Annotated in this window: 8 protein-coding genes; 1 reads left to right on the top strand and 7 read right to left on the bottom strand. The window is 46.4% G+C overall.

Translation table 11 applies throughout. The features are described 5' to 3' along the window. Positions 1–11: 11 nt before the first annotated feature. The 7 genes from BEL04_RS11855 to BEL04_RS11825 form a co-directional block, all read right to left on the bottom strand. On the bottom strand, positions 12–4,859 hold the full coding sequence (locus BEL04_RS11855; RefSeq protein ID WP_175404068.1) for a gliding motility-associated C-terminal domain-containing protein: 4,848 nt from the start codon (positions 4,857–4,859) through the stop codon (positions 12–14). 231 nt (positions 4,860–5,090) lie between these two features. Further along, positions 5,091–6,074, bottom strand: a complete 984-nt coding sequence (locus BEL04_RS11850) for a glycoside hydrolase family 43 protein (protein ID WP_066004029.1) — start codon at positions 6,072–6,074, stop codon at positions 5,091–5,093. Between the two features lie 2 nt (positions 6,075–6,076). Continuing rightward, entirely contained in the window at positions 6,077–7,129 is a 1,053-nt protein-coding gene (locus BEL04_RS11845; protein ID WP_066004028.1) for a LacI family DNA-binding transcriptional regulator, read from the bottom strand. Positions 7,130–7,221: 92 nt separating this feature from the next. After that, positions 7,222–9,081 (bottom strand): PQQ-binding-like beta-propeller repeat protein, encoded by a 1,860-nt coding sequence (locus BEL04_RS11840; RefSeq protein WP_066004025.1) that lies wholly within the window; start codon positions 9,079–9,081, stop codon positions 7,222–7,224. An 85-nt stretch (positions 9,082–9,166) separates the two neighbouring features. Further along, positions 9,167–10,066: a hypothetical protein gene (locus BEL04_RS11835; protein ID WP_066004023.1), complete on the bottom strand. Its 900-nt coding sequence runs from the start codon at positions 10,064–10,066 to the stop codon at positions 9,167–9,169. A 90-nt stretch (positions 10,067–10,156) separates the two neighbouring features. Then, positions 10,157–11,038, bottom strand: a complete 882-nt coding sequence (locus tag BEL04_RS11830; protein WP_066004021.1) for an AraC family transcriptional regulator — start codon at positions 11,036–11,038, stop codon at positions 10,157–10,159. A 202-nt stretch (positions 11,039–11,240) separates the two neighbouring features. After that, the gene (locus BEL04_RS11825; RefSeq protein ID WP_066004019.1) at positions 11,241–15,359 is read right to left on the bottom strand and encodes a two-component regulator propeller domain-containing protein; all 4,119 of its coding nucleotides are present in this window, start codon (positions 15,357–15,359) and stop codon (positions 11,241–11,243) included. Between the two features lie 246 nt (positions 15,360–15,605). Between BEL04_RS11825 and BEL04_RS11820 the strand changes: the two genes are divergently transcribed. Beyond that, positions 15,606–17,267: a UxaA family hydrolase gene (locus BEL04_RS11820; protein ID WP_066004017.1), complete on the top strand. Its 1,662-nt coding sequence runs from the start codon at positions 15,606–15,608 to the stop codon at positions 17,265–17,267. Positions 17,268–17,277 lie beyond the last annotated feature (10 nt).

The raw sequence follows: 17,277 nt of genomic DNA, 5'->3' as shown, positions 1-17,277 counted from the left end.
ATATTTCTAAGTTAGCGTACAATCGAAACTGCTCCGCTAAGTTTATCCGTTTTTGTCCCGAGGTCTATCAGGTAATAATAGGTGCCTACCGGCAATAGTTTACCCTTATAGGTGCCATCCCATGCTGCGCTATAACCTTTGGACTGATATACAAGCGAGCCATAACGGTTGTATACATTTACCTGGCAGTCTGGATAATAGGCCAATGCTGCAATACTCCAGGTATCATTAACACTATCACCGTTGGGGGTAAATGTATTGGGTATAATAACAGGTGGCAAAGGCAGCAAAACTACGGTAAATGGCAAACTGGTAACAGTTGCCACACATCCGTTACTTAGTGTGATTGTACAGGTGATAACATCATTGTTTTTTAGTTTATTGGTTGTAAAAGTACTGCTGTTAGTGTTCTGGTCAACATTGTTAACCTTCCACTGAAAGCTTGCAACAGAGCCGGTATTGGCGGGGATGGCAGTAAATGTGATATAAGTGCCCACATAAACATTATTTGCCGATGCGCTAATAGTAACCGATGGGCCGGGATTGGCAGGTGCAATTACACCAACGGTATCGCTGTTCGATGTTGCTGTTACCGGGGCAAAGCAGCCACCGCTGGCTGTTAAGATGCAATTAACGATATCGCCGTTAGTAAAATTGCTGCTACTGTATACCGTGCTGCTGCTACCGACATTTAAGCCGTTAACTTGCCATTGATAGGAAGGAGACGTACCTACGTTTACCGGCATTGCTGTAAAAGTAACTGGTGTGCCGGGGCAAATGCTTGTTGTGGCAGATGACTGTATGGTTACAGCCGGTGTTAAATAAGGATTAACTATAATACCTGTTATTTGATTTGAAGTGGTACTGACCGGGCAAATATCATTGTTTGTTACGGTACACTGTACAGTGTCTGTCGACGTTAAGGCATTGGCAATAAAAGTACTGCTGTTAGTGCCTGCATTGCTGCCATTGATCTGCCACTGGTAGGACGGACCGGAGCCGCCGTTGGTAGTTGCCGCAGTAAAAGTGACCGGCGTCCCGGCGCAGATACTCACATGGTCGGCCGTTATACTGATCGTTGGGTAAACAGGCACAGCAACCGTTAATGTTTGCTGCTGCGATGAAAAACCATCACTTGCCGTAATAACAGACGTGCCCGGGCCGATGATATGTATTTTATTATTAACAATGGTGGCAACAGCTATATTACTGCTGGTATACGTAATTGCGCTTCCGCCATTGTTTGTTGCACCGGGATCGAAATCAGCGGAGCATATCGTCTTGGCCGTAATTGCCGGGAATACCAAGCTGGGTTCGACCTCTATATTGACAATGGTTTGACTGCTGCCCCCGATATTATAGGCGGTAACCGTATAATCGGTTGCCGGCCAAACTGCAGTAGGCGTTCCGGTAATGATACCGGTTGTAGGGTCAAAGCTTAAACCCGGAGGCAAAGGTTTATCAATAGTATAGCCCGTTACAATAATCTGCCTGATGAGATTATTGCCATAATCAGTTACATAAACCGAGCCGGTATTATACACCTGGATATCATTCGGATGGTTAAAACTGGCCGCTTTGCCTACACCATTTACTGACCCCACAATACCACTGCCCGCAAGCGTGCTTACAACACCTGTTGGATCTATCTTCCTGATCAGGCTATTGCCTAAATCAGCAACATAAACATTTCCTATGCCATCTGCCGCCACGCCACCCGTGGCTCCGAAAGTAGCGCTTGCTGCAGGCCCGTCGGCCGAGCCGGCAACGCCTGTACCGGCATAGGTGCTCACCTGCCCGGAGGTACTGATCTTCCTGATCCGGAAATTACCCGGATCGGATACATATAAAGTACCATTAACATCGGCCGAAATAATATTAGGCGTATTAAACGATGCGTTTGCAGCAGCCCCGTCGGCCCAGGTAGCTGACCCGTTACCGGCATACGTCGTTACAACGGCGCCCGAAGTAATTTTCCTGATACGGTGATTAAAACTATCGGCCACGTATAAATTGCCCCACAGATCGCACGAAATACCATAGGGATAGTAAAAGCTTGCTGCGGTACCTGTGCCATTGGCAAAAGCCTGCGACCCGGAACCGGCATATACTGTTACAACGCCCGATGGTGTTACCTTATTGATAAGATTAGCCGTTGTATTAGCAACATAGAGGTTCCCGTCGGGGCTGATAATAACTCCATTAGGCAGGTTAAACCCCGAGGCAAAAGTGGTGACCATACCGGCCGAAGATATTTTTCTGATCAGGCTATTGTCCCTGTCGGCCACATAAAAGTTATCCGAGGCATCTTTGGTAAGCCTGGTAGGGCTGTTGAAAGTTGCCGATAATGCCGGGCCGTTTGCCGAGCCCCTTGCCCCGGTACCGGCAAAGGTAGTTGTTAAGCCATATATCGTTGCAGGTACCGCACCGCCTTTATTTGTCGGAGCCAGCGGCGAAATAGTTGTATTAACAAAATACTTTTGAGGGGTTTGATAACTGATATTAGGGGCAGGAGGCAAAACTACCTGTATATCAACCGTTGTCGAGCTGCTGCCATCGGCATTGTAAGCGGTTACCGTATAAGTTGTAAGCGGCCATATTGCTGTAGGCGTTCCGGTAATGATACCGGTGGTCACGTCAAAACTTAAACCGGGCGGTAGCGGTTTGTCGATGGTATAACCGGTTAACACTATATTCCTGATCATGTTGTTACCTGCATCTACCACATTCAAGTAGCCGGCCCGGTCAATGGTTACACTGGTTGGATAATTGAAGCTGGCCGATGTTCCTATAGCGTTTACCGCACCGGGCGTCCCGCTGCCAGCAAGGGTTGTTACTATGCCCGCGCTGGTAATCCGTCTAATCAAATGATTATATTCATCGGCAACATATACATTACCCGATACATCAGCAGCAACCCCGAATGGTATATTGAAACTCGCCGCTATCCCTGTGCCGTTTTGCGATCCTACCGAACCACTTCCCGCAAATGTTGTTACAGTCCCGGCTGGTGTTATTTTTCTGATTAAATGATTATTCCGGTCTGCAACAAACAAATTTCCCAAGCCATCAAATGCAACCCCTGATGCGCTATTAAAAGTTGCCGACGTACTCGGCCCGTTTACCGAACCCTGTGATCCGGTTCCCGCAAACGTTGTCACTACACCTGCCGGAGTAATTTTTCTGATAGCATTGTTGATCCTGTCAGCAACATACAAATTTCCAGTGGCATCAAATGCCAGTCCTTCAGGCCCATTAAAACTTGCCGATGCTCCGGCGCCATTTACAAGGGCACCTATACCGTTTCCTGCAAAGGTGGTTACAACTCCGGAAGGGGTAATTTCTCTGATTAATTGATTCTGCTGATCGCTGACAAAGATATTTCCAGATGGATCAAGTGCTATGCCACCGGGATAATTAAAACTTGCGGATGCCCCCGTCCCATTGGATGATCCTATACTGCCGTTCCCTGCCAGAGTGGTCACAACTCCTGCAGAAGTAATCTTTCGGATAAGATGATTATAGGTATCACTCACATAAATATTACCCGAATTATCTATAGCTGAGTTATATGGGTTGTAAAAACTCGCTGTAGCTGCGTTGCCATTCGTGCTTCCGGCAATCCCTGTACCGGCTATTGTAGTAACCTTCCCGTAAATGTTAGGTGGTACCGCGCCACCTGTATTAACAGGAGCTAACGCTGCAATTGGTTGATTGAGCGTATATATATTAGGAGTTGTGTAACTGATGTTGGGAGGATTTAACACAATAGGGGCGCCTGTCACCGCAATGTTTATATTGGTACTGCTGCTGCCACCGCTGTTATAGGCAGTAACAGTATAGGTTGTTGATGGTGATACCGCCGTTGGTGTTCCACTTATTATACCGGTGGCAGTATCAAATACCAGCCCGGCCGGCAGGGCTTTATTTATCGTATAACCGTTTATTGCCACTTTTCTTACAAGGCCATTATCGGCAATAAAAAGGTTGCCCAGCCCGTCCAGGGCAAGCCCTATCGGAGAGTCAAACGTAGCAACATTCCCATAGCCGTCGGTTGTGCCCGATTGCCCGTTACCCGCTACAACAGAAACCACACCGGTAGGGGTAACCTTCTTTATAGTATAACTCTGCTGATCTGTTACATAAAGGTTTCCACTGTCATCAACCCTAACCTCGCGCGGAAAACTAAAACCTGTGGCGAAAGTAGTAACACCCCCCGCCGGAGTTATTTTCCTTATCGCGTTATTCCCCGCATCGGCGATGTATAAATTACCGGCATTATCAATACCTACACCTGTTGGCGTATTAAATGTTGCCGATGTACCGGTGCCGTTGTTAAAACCAGTTGCTCCGCTACCTGCAACAGTGGTAACAACCCCTGCTTGAGTTATCTTTCTGATTGCGTTATTTGCCTGGTCGGCCACATAAAGATTTCCGGCAGGATCAATAGCCAGCCCTCGCGGCGCATTAAAGCTTGCTGCTGCTCCCGTTCCGTTTATAAAACCCGAATTCTTCCCAGCGATAGTCGATACCAGGCCGCCTGGTGTTACTTTTCTGATGAGATTAGTTTGCTGATCGCTCACGTACAGGTTACCGGCACCGTCTATTACCAAACCGTCCGGCTCGCTGAAACGGGCTGCCGTTCCCTGCCCATCGGCAGTGCCCGGAGCCATACTGATACTCCCGGCCAGGAGAGTTACCGTTCCGGTCGGGCTTACTTTTTCAATTTGGTTGTAATACCAAACAGCAACGTACAAATTTCCCTGCGGATCAACCGCAATACCTGTCAAATTCAGAAATACAGAAGCTGTTCTGCTGCCCGCAACCGTGCTTACCTGCCTGTAACCTGTTGCAGGCACCACCCCGCCTGTATTTACAGGATTTAGGGGCGTAATGGCCTGATTAACCGTATAAGTATTAGGTGTTTGATAACTAATGCTTGGTGCCTGGCCATAACTGCGACCATAACATATTAACGTTATAACAAAAAAAAATGCTTTTATACAGCTACCAGATTTAAAATGAAACGGACAATTTGCTCGAGGATATGACATACAGCTTCAGTATTGCCAATATATAAAAATATCCAATTATTTAATCCCCCTCGCAATAACTCCTTCGTTGGTGATCTTTACCGGCTGAATGTTGCCATCGGCATCAAAATTCATTTTATCAATGCAAACTACCCGGTGGTTGCCATCAGTTTCGCCCAATGGCCGGCGGTGGTAAACAATATACCACTCATCCGTTCCCGGCACATTGATCACTGAGTGATGTCCTGCCCCGGTAGCGATAGCCGGATCCTGCTTTAAAATAACGCCGATGCGTTTAAACGGGCCGGATGGCGTATCGCCTATGGCATAAGCAACCCGGTAATCTGGCCCCGTCCAGCCGCCTTCGCTCCACATAAAATAGTATTTGCCTTTGCGCTTAAACATCACCGGGCCTTCCACATAACTTTCGGGCGTAATCTCTTTAAAGGTAGTTCCATCACTAAAAGGCTCAAAGCCGTTAAAATCGTTTTTAAGTTTAGTGATATTACAATGCCCCCAGCCTCCGTAGATCATATAATACTGTCCATCGGTATCTTTAAATACAAACTGGTCTATCGGCTGCGCCCCGTTAATGATCTTGCCTAACAAAGGTCTTCCTAAATAATCTTTAAACGGGCCTTGGGGCTTATCGGCTACAGCCACACCAATGCCGCCAACAGCATTATCATTCTGGATATCATTAGCACCGAAGAACAGGTAGTATTTATTCCCTTTATGAGTAACGGCAGGCGCCCATAAGGCACGTCTGACCCATTTTACGTTTGAAGTATCCAGCACGTGCTCATGTTTCGTCCAATGCACCAGGTCGGGCGACGAAAAACCATCCATAAAAACCTGTTTGTTATATTTATCGCTATAGGTGGGATATACCCAATAGGTTTTACCAAATATCTGTGCCTCAGGGTCGGCATACCAACCCGGAACAATGGGATTGCCCGATGGTTGGTTTTGCGCCATAGCGCCAATGGCGCAAAAGATCAACGCAAGCGTAAAGCTGAAATGTCTTGTTGCCCGCCACATAGTTAACCGATGCGTTTATTGGTCGAGTTACCTACAATCAACTCGGTATTATAGGCGTGGGTGGTAAACTCGGTGACCGGGTAAGGCGAATGTGAACTTTCGATAATGAGCTCGACTGCTTTTTTACCCATATCGAAAGCCGGCTGCCTGATGATGGTGAGCGACGGATCGAATATCCTGGTAAACTCGGTATTGGTAAAGCCTATCAAAGCGATGTCTTCGGGGATGCGGATGTTGAGTGTTTTCAGCGTCTCAAAACTCTTCATCGTTATCCTGTCGGATGCGCCAAAGATGGCCTGCGGCCTGTCGGGCAGGCTCAGCAGCTTCTGGATATTGTCGGCCACTTCCTGCGGGTCGCGCCCGCTCTGGCGGCAAAAGCAAATGTATTCGTCGCGGACGGGTATACCGTTATCGTGCAAAGCCGAAATGTAGCCATCCCGTCTTTCAATCGCTACCGAAAGTTTCTCCGAACTGGTAATGTGTGCAATTTTGGTATACCCCGAATCGATAAGATGTTTGGTTGCATTGTAAGCACCGGTAAAATTATCGCAGCGCACCTTAAAAGTATCCAGCTCGTCGGATGTACGATCTAACAACACAATAGTAGTACCCCGCTGCTGCAACTGCTTTAAATATTCAATATTTTGCGATGGCGACGACATGGAGATGATCAGTCCTTCTACCAGGAACGACGACAGGTTTTGCAGGAAAACCAATTCCCGCTCGGGCGATTCGAGCGTTTGGCAGATCACCAGATTATAACCTTGCTCGTAGGCGACAGCTTCGATCCCGTCGATGATCTGCCCGAAAAAGTTATTGCTGATGGCCGATACTACAACACCTATGGTTTTGCTTTTGCCCATTTTAAGGCCTTTGGCAATCGGGTTTGGCACATAATGGTTTTCGGCTGCATAATCTAAAACCAGTTTTTTGGTTTTGCTGCTTACCTCGTGGCTATCCTGCAGGGCACGCGATACAGTTGATACCGACATGCCTAATGCTTTCGCAATGTCTACCAATCGTATCGAACCCTGATTTTGTTGTTCATTACTCATTTTGCGGGATAAGAGATAACCTTAAATACAAATTAAGTGTTTTTAATCAGATTTTTAAAGGAAGGTCGATTCTGTTCAGCAGGTGCTCAATACTACCCGTTCTTTTCGCGGTATCGCAAACAGCAAATCTTGCCGTCCATGGTACTCACATAAACCGTATTGCCATCGGGCTGTACGGGGTTAACCAAACTATTCGAAATTTTATATCCCCACAAGATTTTACCCGTTTGGGCTTCAATCGCATGAACGATCCCCGAATGTGTAGGGATATATACTGCGCCATGATCCTCGATAATTGGTGATGGGTCAAGCTCATAAGGTAATTGTATGGCGGCTCTCCAGGCTACATGCATCGAGTCAGCTTTCACCGATACACCAAGCACCTGTCCGTCCATAGTCTTCACATAAACCAGGGCGCTATCTGCGGAAAGTCCCATCGATTCGCGCACGCGTATCTTTGGGTCGAGCCTGCGCCACAAAACCTTGCCGTCAGCAGCATCAAGAGCGGTCATATATCGGTCGGGCGCTACAATAAATAAGCGGCCGTCAGCCGCCACCGGGTAACAGGCCGCAGCCGAGAACATCCGGTTTGATGAGCCGTTACTCCATTGCCAAATCAATTTGCCGCTGGTCATATCCAACGCGTATAAGCCATTGGCCCAATCGCCAAAGTAAACCGTGTGCCTGTAGATGAGCGGCTTGTCAACCACAAATCCTTTTACACGGTCAAAATCCCAAACCAATTTACCCGTATTCATATCAATCGCACGAAAGTGCCCGTCCGAAGCGCCGATATAAGCAATATTATTGCTAATCACCGCCGAGCCCAGTACCGGCCCCGCAGCCTGTTGTTTCCACAACAATTTACCGGTATTAATATTAAGGCAGTAAACATCATGATCCGACGATCCTACCACAACTTTGTCGCCGCTTACGGCCGGGGTCGAATATATTTTGCCGCCGGTAGCATAAGCCCACAGCCTCTTACCTGTTTCGTTGTTCAGAGCAAAGATCAAACCTTTGGTGTCGGCCAGTACGAGCTTGCTGCCGTTCATGGCCATCCCGGCACCGATATCGCTGTCGTCCTGGTAGGTCCAAATTGCTTTTGGCGCGCCATATTTGTCGTTCATGGCATACGATGGCCGGTAATATCGCGCGGTATCCCTGTCAAAATGATGATCATATAGTTTTAGCTCGGCCCATTTACGCATTTTTTGAGTTATGGGGTTACGCTCCTCCACCATCACTTTACCGTTATCAAACGTTACGATGTTATAACCGCCAACACTATCTTTCGCCCTCAGGTTCGACCGGCCCATAATGCCGGGGATACCTTCAAAGTTATACTTGTGGTTATTATGACCATGTCCACACAAAATGAGCTGCGTATTTTTCTTTTTCAGCATATCCATCACCGTATACCAGTTGTTTTGCGATGAATCCTGCGGATAGTGGTTAAGGTAAATAACTGGCGTTCCGGGTTTGGCCGACTTTAAAACAGAGTCGAGCCATACTACATTTTCGCGCGGTACCTGGCCCGGCCCCATACGCATGTTCGGGCCGGAGCTTGTAGCTGCGAACAGGTAGCCCCCGTAGTTAAAGGCAAAAGTTTCAGCGCCAAATATTCTACGAAAATCGTTACTCCCGCTTTCCGACCAGTTCGAATCGTGGTTACCCGGTATAACGTACCATTTAATGTGCAGGCTGTCTAAAAGTTGTTTGGCCAGGTTTAATTCGGTGCAGGCGCCAAACTCGGTAATATCGCCGGTGATGACAACGAACTTCAGATCGTGCTGGCTGTTGATATCTTTTACCGTGCGGCGCAGGTCTTCGGCAGCGGTAGCGTTACCGATATGCGTATCGGATACGAATGCAAATTTGAACGATTGGCCAAAACCGGCAGCAGTTATCAGCAACAGCACCGTTAAACAAACAAAAACTTTATTTTTCATTGGGAGACAGGAGACTTGCATGGGATTGCAATTTACTACTTAATCGCTTTGCAGAATAGTAATAACGTTATTCATCTCTTAAAATTTATCCGCCTCTCGACCCATCCTGGCCTATCAGATCTTTGCTGTTGTGCCCACCTGTCTCATCACCCGATAATTGTGCCGCCAATCTTACTTTTTGCTGCGTAATGTTCATCAGGTCCTCTTTCAGCGAATCGAGATCAAAACCCTGCGGTGTTTTGTTATTTTTTATGAAACTGTGCGACAGTACGGCATAAGCTTCTTCGGCGTAAGCGAACCAAAAATCCCAGGTCATTCTGCGTTTTTTCCCCCAGCTAATGCAGGTAAGGCCTTTTTCATCGTAAGCCAGTACACAAATTGCATGCCCGCCGTACGATCCAGGCGCGCCGTCGCCAACCGGCCCGTCGGGCGATAGTTCCCAAACCTTTTGTCCTTTGATGGTTGCGGGCAATTGAACACCCACATATATGCCGCCAAATAAAAAAATAGCTTCGGTAACATATTTTTTGGTATGATGGTTTACTGTTGCGAAAGCCGTTATCTCGTGGCCGCCAATGCCATTTTTGCGCCAGTATTTTAGCGCATCGAGCGCGGTGGCGCCTTTATCGTTGGCACCGGTTTTAGGGTCGTAACCTGTTAAGGCCGAGTATGCTTTTACAATTACCGAGTCGGGAGGCAACACCGGCTCGCCTATATTCAGCGTCCAGCACTGTATCATATGGCCTGCCGCGGCAAGGGTACAATCGTGCAGGTGTAAATTTTTCATGGCTCCCCAGCGCGATTTCTTTTTGGCTGTCCAGTCGCACGCGGCGGGTACCCCGGGCATATCCACCTTAAGATATTTGACATAGTTAAGGGTACGCGCATCCGTCTTGGCAGGATGTTTCCCCGGTTTTCCGATCACAGGTTCGGCTGCAGGCATATAGGTGATGTTTTGCTGCTCAAATATAATGCAAAAACACATTGTGAAATATGCTCGTGGCCAAAACAAAAAAAGCGCAGTACCCAAGGAGGGCTGCGCTTTGCGGGATCGGCAAGTATGAAAAAACTGGAATTATGATGAAGCTTGTTGCATAAACTCTTTTTGATAGTTGAGCGGGCTTTTGCCGGTTATCTGTTTAAAGAATTTGTGGAAACTTGCAAAATTGTTAAATCCGCTCTCGTAACATAGTTGTTTAATGAGTACTTTGTTTTCGATGAGCAGTTTGCACGCATGCCCTACCTTTAGCTCAATTAAAAACTGCGAATAGGTTTTGTGCGTGTGAGATTTGAAATATCTGCAAAACGAGTTAGGGCTTACATAAGCAATGGCCGCTATCTCTTCGAGGTGTATCTTGTTCCTGAAATTGGCGAGCGAGTATTCGTAAATGGCATTGATCCGCTCATTGTCCGACGAGGCGTTGGCATTGTGGCTAAACCCCAGCGATGACAGCATCGTGATCTTATTACAATTAGCAATGGTATTCAACGCCTCCATCAGTAAAATAATCTTCTCGGTACCTTCAGCTGTAAGCATCCTTTCGAGTATTTCGGCCACCACTGTTTTGGTTTTGCCGTTGATCTTGATGCCGCATTTGGCTTTCTCTAATACGTTTTTGAGCGCTTTATTTTCTGGAAGCTGTAAAAACTGGTCGCCCCAAAAATTCTCGCAAAAGTGAGCAACCCTTACGTCGGCACTGTGTTTGGGGTCTTCCTTAAAGTACGATTCATCAAACCTCCAATAGTGCGGCAATTGAGCGCCTACCAATACAACATCGCCCGCTTTAAAATGGCTGATGTTATCGCCGATAAATTGGGTGCCTTCACCTTTTTTAAAGTGTATCAGCTCAACCTCGGCATGATAATGCCATTTGTTATTAAAATGTGGAACCAGATCCTGGCGCACACTGAAAGAGTGTGCAGGTCCTTTTGAGACTTTGAGTAGTTGTGGTTTCATAATGGTTTATTGGTGCCTCGGTGGCATTGGTTTATAATTGACAGATATCTCTATCTGCCGGTTAAACCAAAGTTAGCTGCCAAAGCTTTCAGAAAACCATGTGACTTAGGTAAGAATTACCCGACAAATCTGTTTTTTACAGGAGGTGTTTTAATCGAATTAACCAACAAATAACTCACAATCAATACATTATATCAACACCCTATATTTCGGTGGTTTTTTGCACAGGGTGCTCCTTAGGGGTATAACCGAAATGCTCTTTAAAGCATTTTCTAAAATAATCCACGTCCATAAAACCTACCATGTAGGCCACTTCGTTAACCGTAAGCTGACCTTGTTCGAGTAATTGCGCAGCACGTTTAACGCGCACTGTCCTTATAAACTCAATACCTGTCTGGTTGGTGAGCGATTTTATTTTTTTATAGAACGAGCTTTTACTCATAGCCACTTCATTGCTCAGTTGCTCAACGCTCAGGTCGGCATCGGTAATATGCTGCTCAATATAATTCAGCACTTTCATCAAAAAGGCTTCGTCGAGGTTGCTTATCGCGATATTCTGAGGCTCGAGTTTAATCTCTTTCTGGTAGCGCTCGCGCAGCTTCTGCCGGTTTTCTATCAGGTTCCAAACCCGCGCCTCGATCATGTTAAAATTGAACGGCTTGGTGATGTAATCGTCGGCCCCTGTTTCCAGGCCCTCCATTTTAAATATCAGCTGGGTGCGCGCGGTAAGCAAAATAACAGGTATGTGGCTGGTATCAATATCCGATTTAAGCCTGCTGCACAGTTCGATACCATTAAGGCCAGGCATCATAACATCGCTGATAATAATATCCGGGCTCACTTCTTTTGCCAGCTGCAACCCATCCAAACCATTAACCGCAGTATGAACCTCAAAATCGGCAGCAAAGCCTTCTTTAATAAAATTCAGCACATCCTCGTTATCTTCCACAATCAGCATCGAGAAGCTTTCGCGATCATCGTGCTTCAATATTTTCGCTTTTTTAAGCTCCAGTTGCGCTTTAACCGACTTCTCGGTTTGGGTATAGCTTAAAATATCTTCGCTATCATGATAGTTACCGGCTATTTCATTGTCTTTTAAATGCTCTTTACCCAGCGGCAGTTCGATACTGAAACGGGTTTCGCCCGGTTGACCGGCCACTTCCGGCCTGCTTTCAACACTTAATTTACCATGATGCAACTGGATCAGTTCTTTTGAAAATGCCAGTCCCAGGCCGGTGCCTTCTACTTTAATGGTATCCTCATAATGGTTAAACTGGCTAAATATCTTATCGATACGATCTGCAGGTATGCCGCGGCCATTGTCTTCCACCACGATCAGTGCGTTACTACCTGTGGCCGATACCGAAACACTTACCTTTCCATAATCTGGCGTAAACTTTATCGCATTGGACAGCAGATTATACAACACCTTTTCCAGCTTATCCCGATCGAACCAGACCGGTATCGCGACATCCTTCGCGTTAAATTTCAGACTGATGTTTTTGGCTTTGGCTAATCCGACAAAAGCCAGTTTTATCTCTCTGACAAAGATCACAATGTCGCCTTCGGCAGCCTTCAGGTGCATATGCCCGCTTTCGAGCTTTCGCTTATCCAGCAATTGGTTGATCAGCCTGATGAGCCGTTCGCCATTTCGCTGCATCAGCATCAGCTGGTTCTGCACTTTGTTATTGCCAATGTTCATCTCTATCATCCGTTCAATCGGCGCCATGATCATGGTGAGCGGCGTTTTGATCTCGTGCGAGATATTGGCAAAGAAACTTAGCTGTTTTTGTGCCAGTTCCTGGTCTTTGGCGTGGCTCAGCGATTCAAACTCGAGCTCATTTTTCAATCTTTCGGTTTTTTTCGAGTACGCGTTAAACAAATACAGCAGGAAGATGATCAGGGCGGCATAGCCCACAAAAGCATACCAGGTTTTATACCAGGGGGGCAAAACGGTTATTTTTACAACCCTGGGCGTTTCGTTCCACACCCCGTCGTTATTGGCGGCTTTAATCTTAAAATAATAGGTGCCCGGGTCGAGGTTGGTATAGGTTGCAATAGGCTGGTTGCCCACGTAATGCCAGTCGTTATCCGAAAAGCCCTCCAGTTTAAACGCAAACTGATTTTTATCCGGATTGATATAGTTTAATGCGGCAAACCTGATGCTGAAAAAAGCCTGGCTGTATTTTAATGTGATTTCGTTGGTTTCGTCAATAGGCCTCTGCAGCGGCGAATCGTCCGCACCAAACCTCACCGGTTTATTAAATATCGAGAAATCGGTAAACACCACCTGCGGTTTTACACTATTGATCCTGATCCTATCCGGATTAAATAACGTAATACCATTAATACCGGCAAATACCAGGTTACCATCGGGTGTTTTAATTGCGGCACCAGTCGTAAACTGGTTGCTTTGCAAACCGTCGGCAACACCATAATTGGCTACTCCCAGCGCGCTTTTATCAAACGGAGGCTTAAAAGTTTTAAAGGTGATGCACGATATGCCCCGGTTGGTACTCACCCAGAGCCGCCCGGCCTTATCCTCCAAAATGGCGTGGATACTACCATTGGCTATGCCCTGACTTTCGTTAATACTATAAACCCGGCTGGCCTTTGCATCAAAGTAATTAAGCCCTCCGCCATCGGTGCCGATCCACAGCCTGTTCTTCGAATCTCTGAAGATGGATAGCACCGCGTTGTTATTCAGGTTATAATAATGCGCTTTATCAATCAGGTAGCCCGCCGGCTGATGAGATGACAGGTTGAGCATGCACAGGCCTTTGTTTTTTTGTCCTATCCACATCCTGTCGCCATCTTTAAAAATAGCAGTGATGTTATTTTCGGGCGTTTGATAGTAATGCAGTTGGTTGTTATTTTCGAGATAATACAAGCCGCTGAAATTCGATCCTATCCACAATCCTCCCGCATCCCGTTGTAACACATAGCTGTGTATAAAACCCGGCAACGAGGGTTTGGCTATGAGGTTAACGGGCGTAAAAGTGCCAGTATGTTTATCAAAAACCGTCAAACCGCTACCGGTAGCTATCCATAATTTGTTGGGATCGGTGTGGTTCTCAATAGCTTTGATACTATTGCCCAGGAGCTCGCGGCTTGCGCCGTTAAACTGGTAATAAATATGAATATTCTGCAGGTCGCTGTTTAAGTGGTTAAGTCCGCCATCATCTGTGCCTATCCAATAATCCCTATCGTTACCATTATTAATAGCATTAACAATACCGTACGACAGTCCGTTGTTATTACCGCGCTTTAGTCCGAGCGAATAAAAGTTATCGTACTGGCTGTATACCGAGTTGAGCCCACCGTTATAGGTGCCTATCCAGATGTTGTTCTCATTATCTTTGAAAATACACCTGATGGAGTTTTGACTCAGCGAGTTTGGATTGATCGGATCGTTTATAAACGACCGTATTTGTTTGGTTTGGGTATTGATGATATTCAGGCCTTTTTTTGTCCCCACCCATATCATGTGGTCTTCACGTTCGAGCACACTTCTTACCGTGCTGCTTAGTAAGCCTGTTTCCTGGGTGTAGTTAACACAGGTGGCCTCCCTGGTGTTATAGTAAAACAAGCCGTTCGTCTCGGTAGCTATCCAATAGTTTCCCTCGTGATCCTGGATAATACTGCGGACCAGTGGATCCAGCAACCCGGAATTTTGCCGGAGGACAGCAGGCAATGGTAAAAAAGCGCGTTTTTGCAGATCGAATATCTTGAGGGCGCCCCCCGCGCCTATCCATAATTTTCCTTCATGGTCAATATACAAACAGGTGACCTTGCTTTTACCGCATATATCCGATTTGGAAAGCAAGTGCGCCCTGCTGTCTGCGCTGCGAGGGTCTAAATAGTATAAGCCATGGTCGGACGTACCTACCCAAAGTACGCCATTTTTATCCTGGGCAATATCCAGCACGGTATAACTGCCGCTGTTATCGTTGGCTTTGTAGCGTGTAAAACATTCCTTATCGGGATTGTACACGTTCAGCCCATCAATGGTGCCTGCCCAGATATTGCCTTGCCTGTCTTTAAATAATTTATTGATCTTATTATTGCTGATACTACCGGCATCCTTAAGGTCATTTTTAAAAACCTTAAACTCCAGGCCGTTAAAGCGGCTTAGTCCATCAAACGTGCCAACCCAGATATAGCCCTTGTTATCCTGCAGCACCGACATGACCGTATTTTGCGACAGCCCGTTATCAACATTAATATTCTTAAAAACCAGTTGATTTTGTGCATATCCGTTGCCCGCCTGTAAAAAATGCAGGCAAAGAAAAATAAGCAGTATGCGCGATACCCTGTTCAAAAATTTAAAGCGTTTAGCGGTTAGTGGTTAGTGTTGTTGCTAATTTAATTCAAAAATACGTACAAAAGCCTTAGCTCATTAAATCAGTACGTTTTATTTATTATTAACATCAAAAAGCACATTAAATTATGCCAAAATAGCTTAACAAGTTACTCATCTCCCGAATGATAAATTTTAGCAGGATGCTTTCTTTGTATTAACAATTTTCATCAGGCAATACCGTATTGCAATAATTGTCAAAACAACATGTTAAATACACCTCATACCTTTTTACAGATACATCCTAAAGATAATGTACTGGTTGCGCTGCAGAATCTAACCAGAGGCACCTCAGTAAATCATAACGGCCAGAACATTGTATTAATAACCGATGTTGCCGCTAAGCATAAATTCGCTATTACCGATCTGCAACCGGCCGACCCTATTTACATGTATGGCGTATTGGTTGGAAAAGCAGTTGAGCCTATAGAAAAAGGTGCCGCCATTACCACAAAGAACATCCGCCATGCTGCCGAAGATTTTGAATTGGGCCGCCGTAAAACCGACTGGCACAAGCCACAGACCGGCGAGTGGGAGCAAAAAGAATTTATGGGGTACCACCGCACCGATGGTTCTGTTGGCACTGCAAACTACTGGCTGGTGATACCTTTGGTATTTTGCGAAAACCGGAACGTTGAAGTATTGAAGGATGCATTGGTGAATAAGCTGGGTTATAAACGGCCCAAGGCTTTTGAACACGATGTAGACAACCTGATCAATTTGTACCAGACAGGCCGCTCGATCGAAGAGATCCTGACAGCAGATATCCACGGTACACCATCGGCCAACGGGCAGCACCGTGTTTTTAAAAATATAGACGGCATTAAATTTTTAACCCACGATATGGGCTGCGGCGGTACACGGATGGATTCGGATAGCTTATGCGGTTTATTGGCCGGGTATATTACACATCCCAACGTAGCAGGCGCTACTGTTTTAAGTTTGGGATGCCAGCATTCGCAGGCAAGTATCTTAAAAGCCGAAATACAAAAACGCAACCCCGAATTTAACAAGCCGTTGCTGATATTGGAACAGCAAAAGGAGGGTACAGAAAGCCATCTGCTGCAAAAAGCCATTAAACATACCTTTGCCGCATTAATGGAGGTAAACAAAACCGAGCGCCAGCCTGCGCCTATCAGCAAGCTTTGCATTGGTTTGGAGTGTGGCGGTTCGGATGGCTTTTCGGGTATATCGGCCAACCCGGCATTGGGTTATGTGTCTGATATTTTAGTAGCGCTTGGCGGTTCGGTGATCTTAGCCGAATTCCCGGAGTTGTGCGGCGTTGAACAGGAGCTAAGCGACCGTTGCATTGACGAGGATACCGCACGAAGGTTCATCAGCCTGATGCGCGTGTATAACCGGCGCGCCGAAGAATCGGGTTCGGGCTTTTATGCCAACCCTTCGCCGGGCAACATTCGCGATGGTTTGATTACAGATGCCATTAAATCGGCAGGCGCCGCAAAAAAAGGCGGCACCTCGCCCATTACCGATGTACTCGATTATCCCGAAAAGGTGAGCAAACCCGGCTTAAATTTATTATGCACCCCGGGCAATGATGTAGAAAGTACTACCGCCGAAGTTGCCGCGGGCGCCAATATCGTATTATTTACTACCGGATTGGGTACCCCAACCGGCAACCCAATAGTCCCGGTTGTTAAAATTTCCACCAACTCAGCCATTTATAACCGGATGCACGACATTATCGACCTGGATTGCGGTACCATTATTGATGGCACTGAGACCATCGAGCAAGCCGCCGAACGTATCTTAGATCATGTGATCGAAGTAGCCAGCGGCAACGTGATCGTTAAATCGCAACAATTGGGGCAGGATGATTTTATTCCGTGGAAACGAGGGGTTTCGTTGTAAAGCCGTATTC

The organism is Mucilaginibacter sp. PPCGB 2223, assembly GCF_001705515.1.
Classification (GTDB): Bacteria; Bacteroidota; Bacteroidia; order Sphingobacteriales; family Sphingobacteriaceae; genus Mucilaginibacter.
The sequence above is the reverse complement of the archived record's forward strand: the minus strand, read 5'-3'. Positions and strand labels throughout refer to the sequence as shown.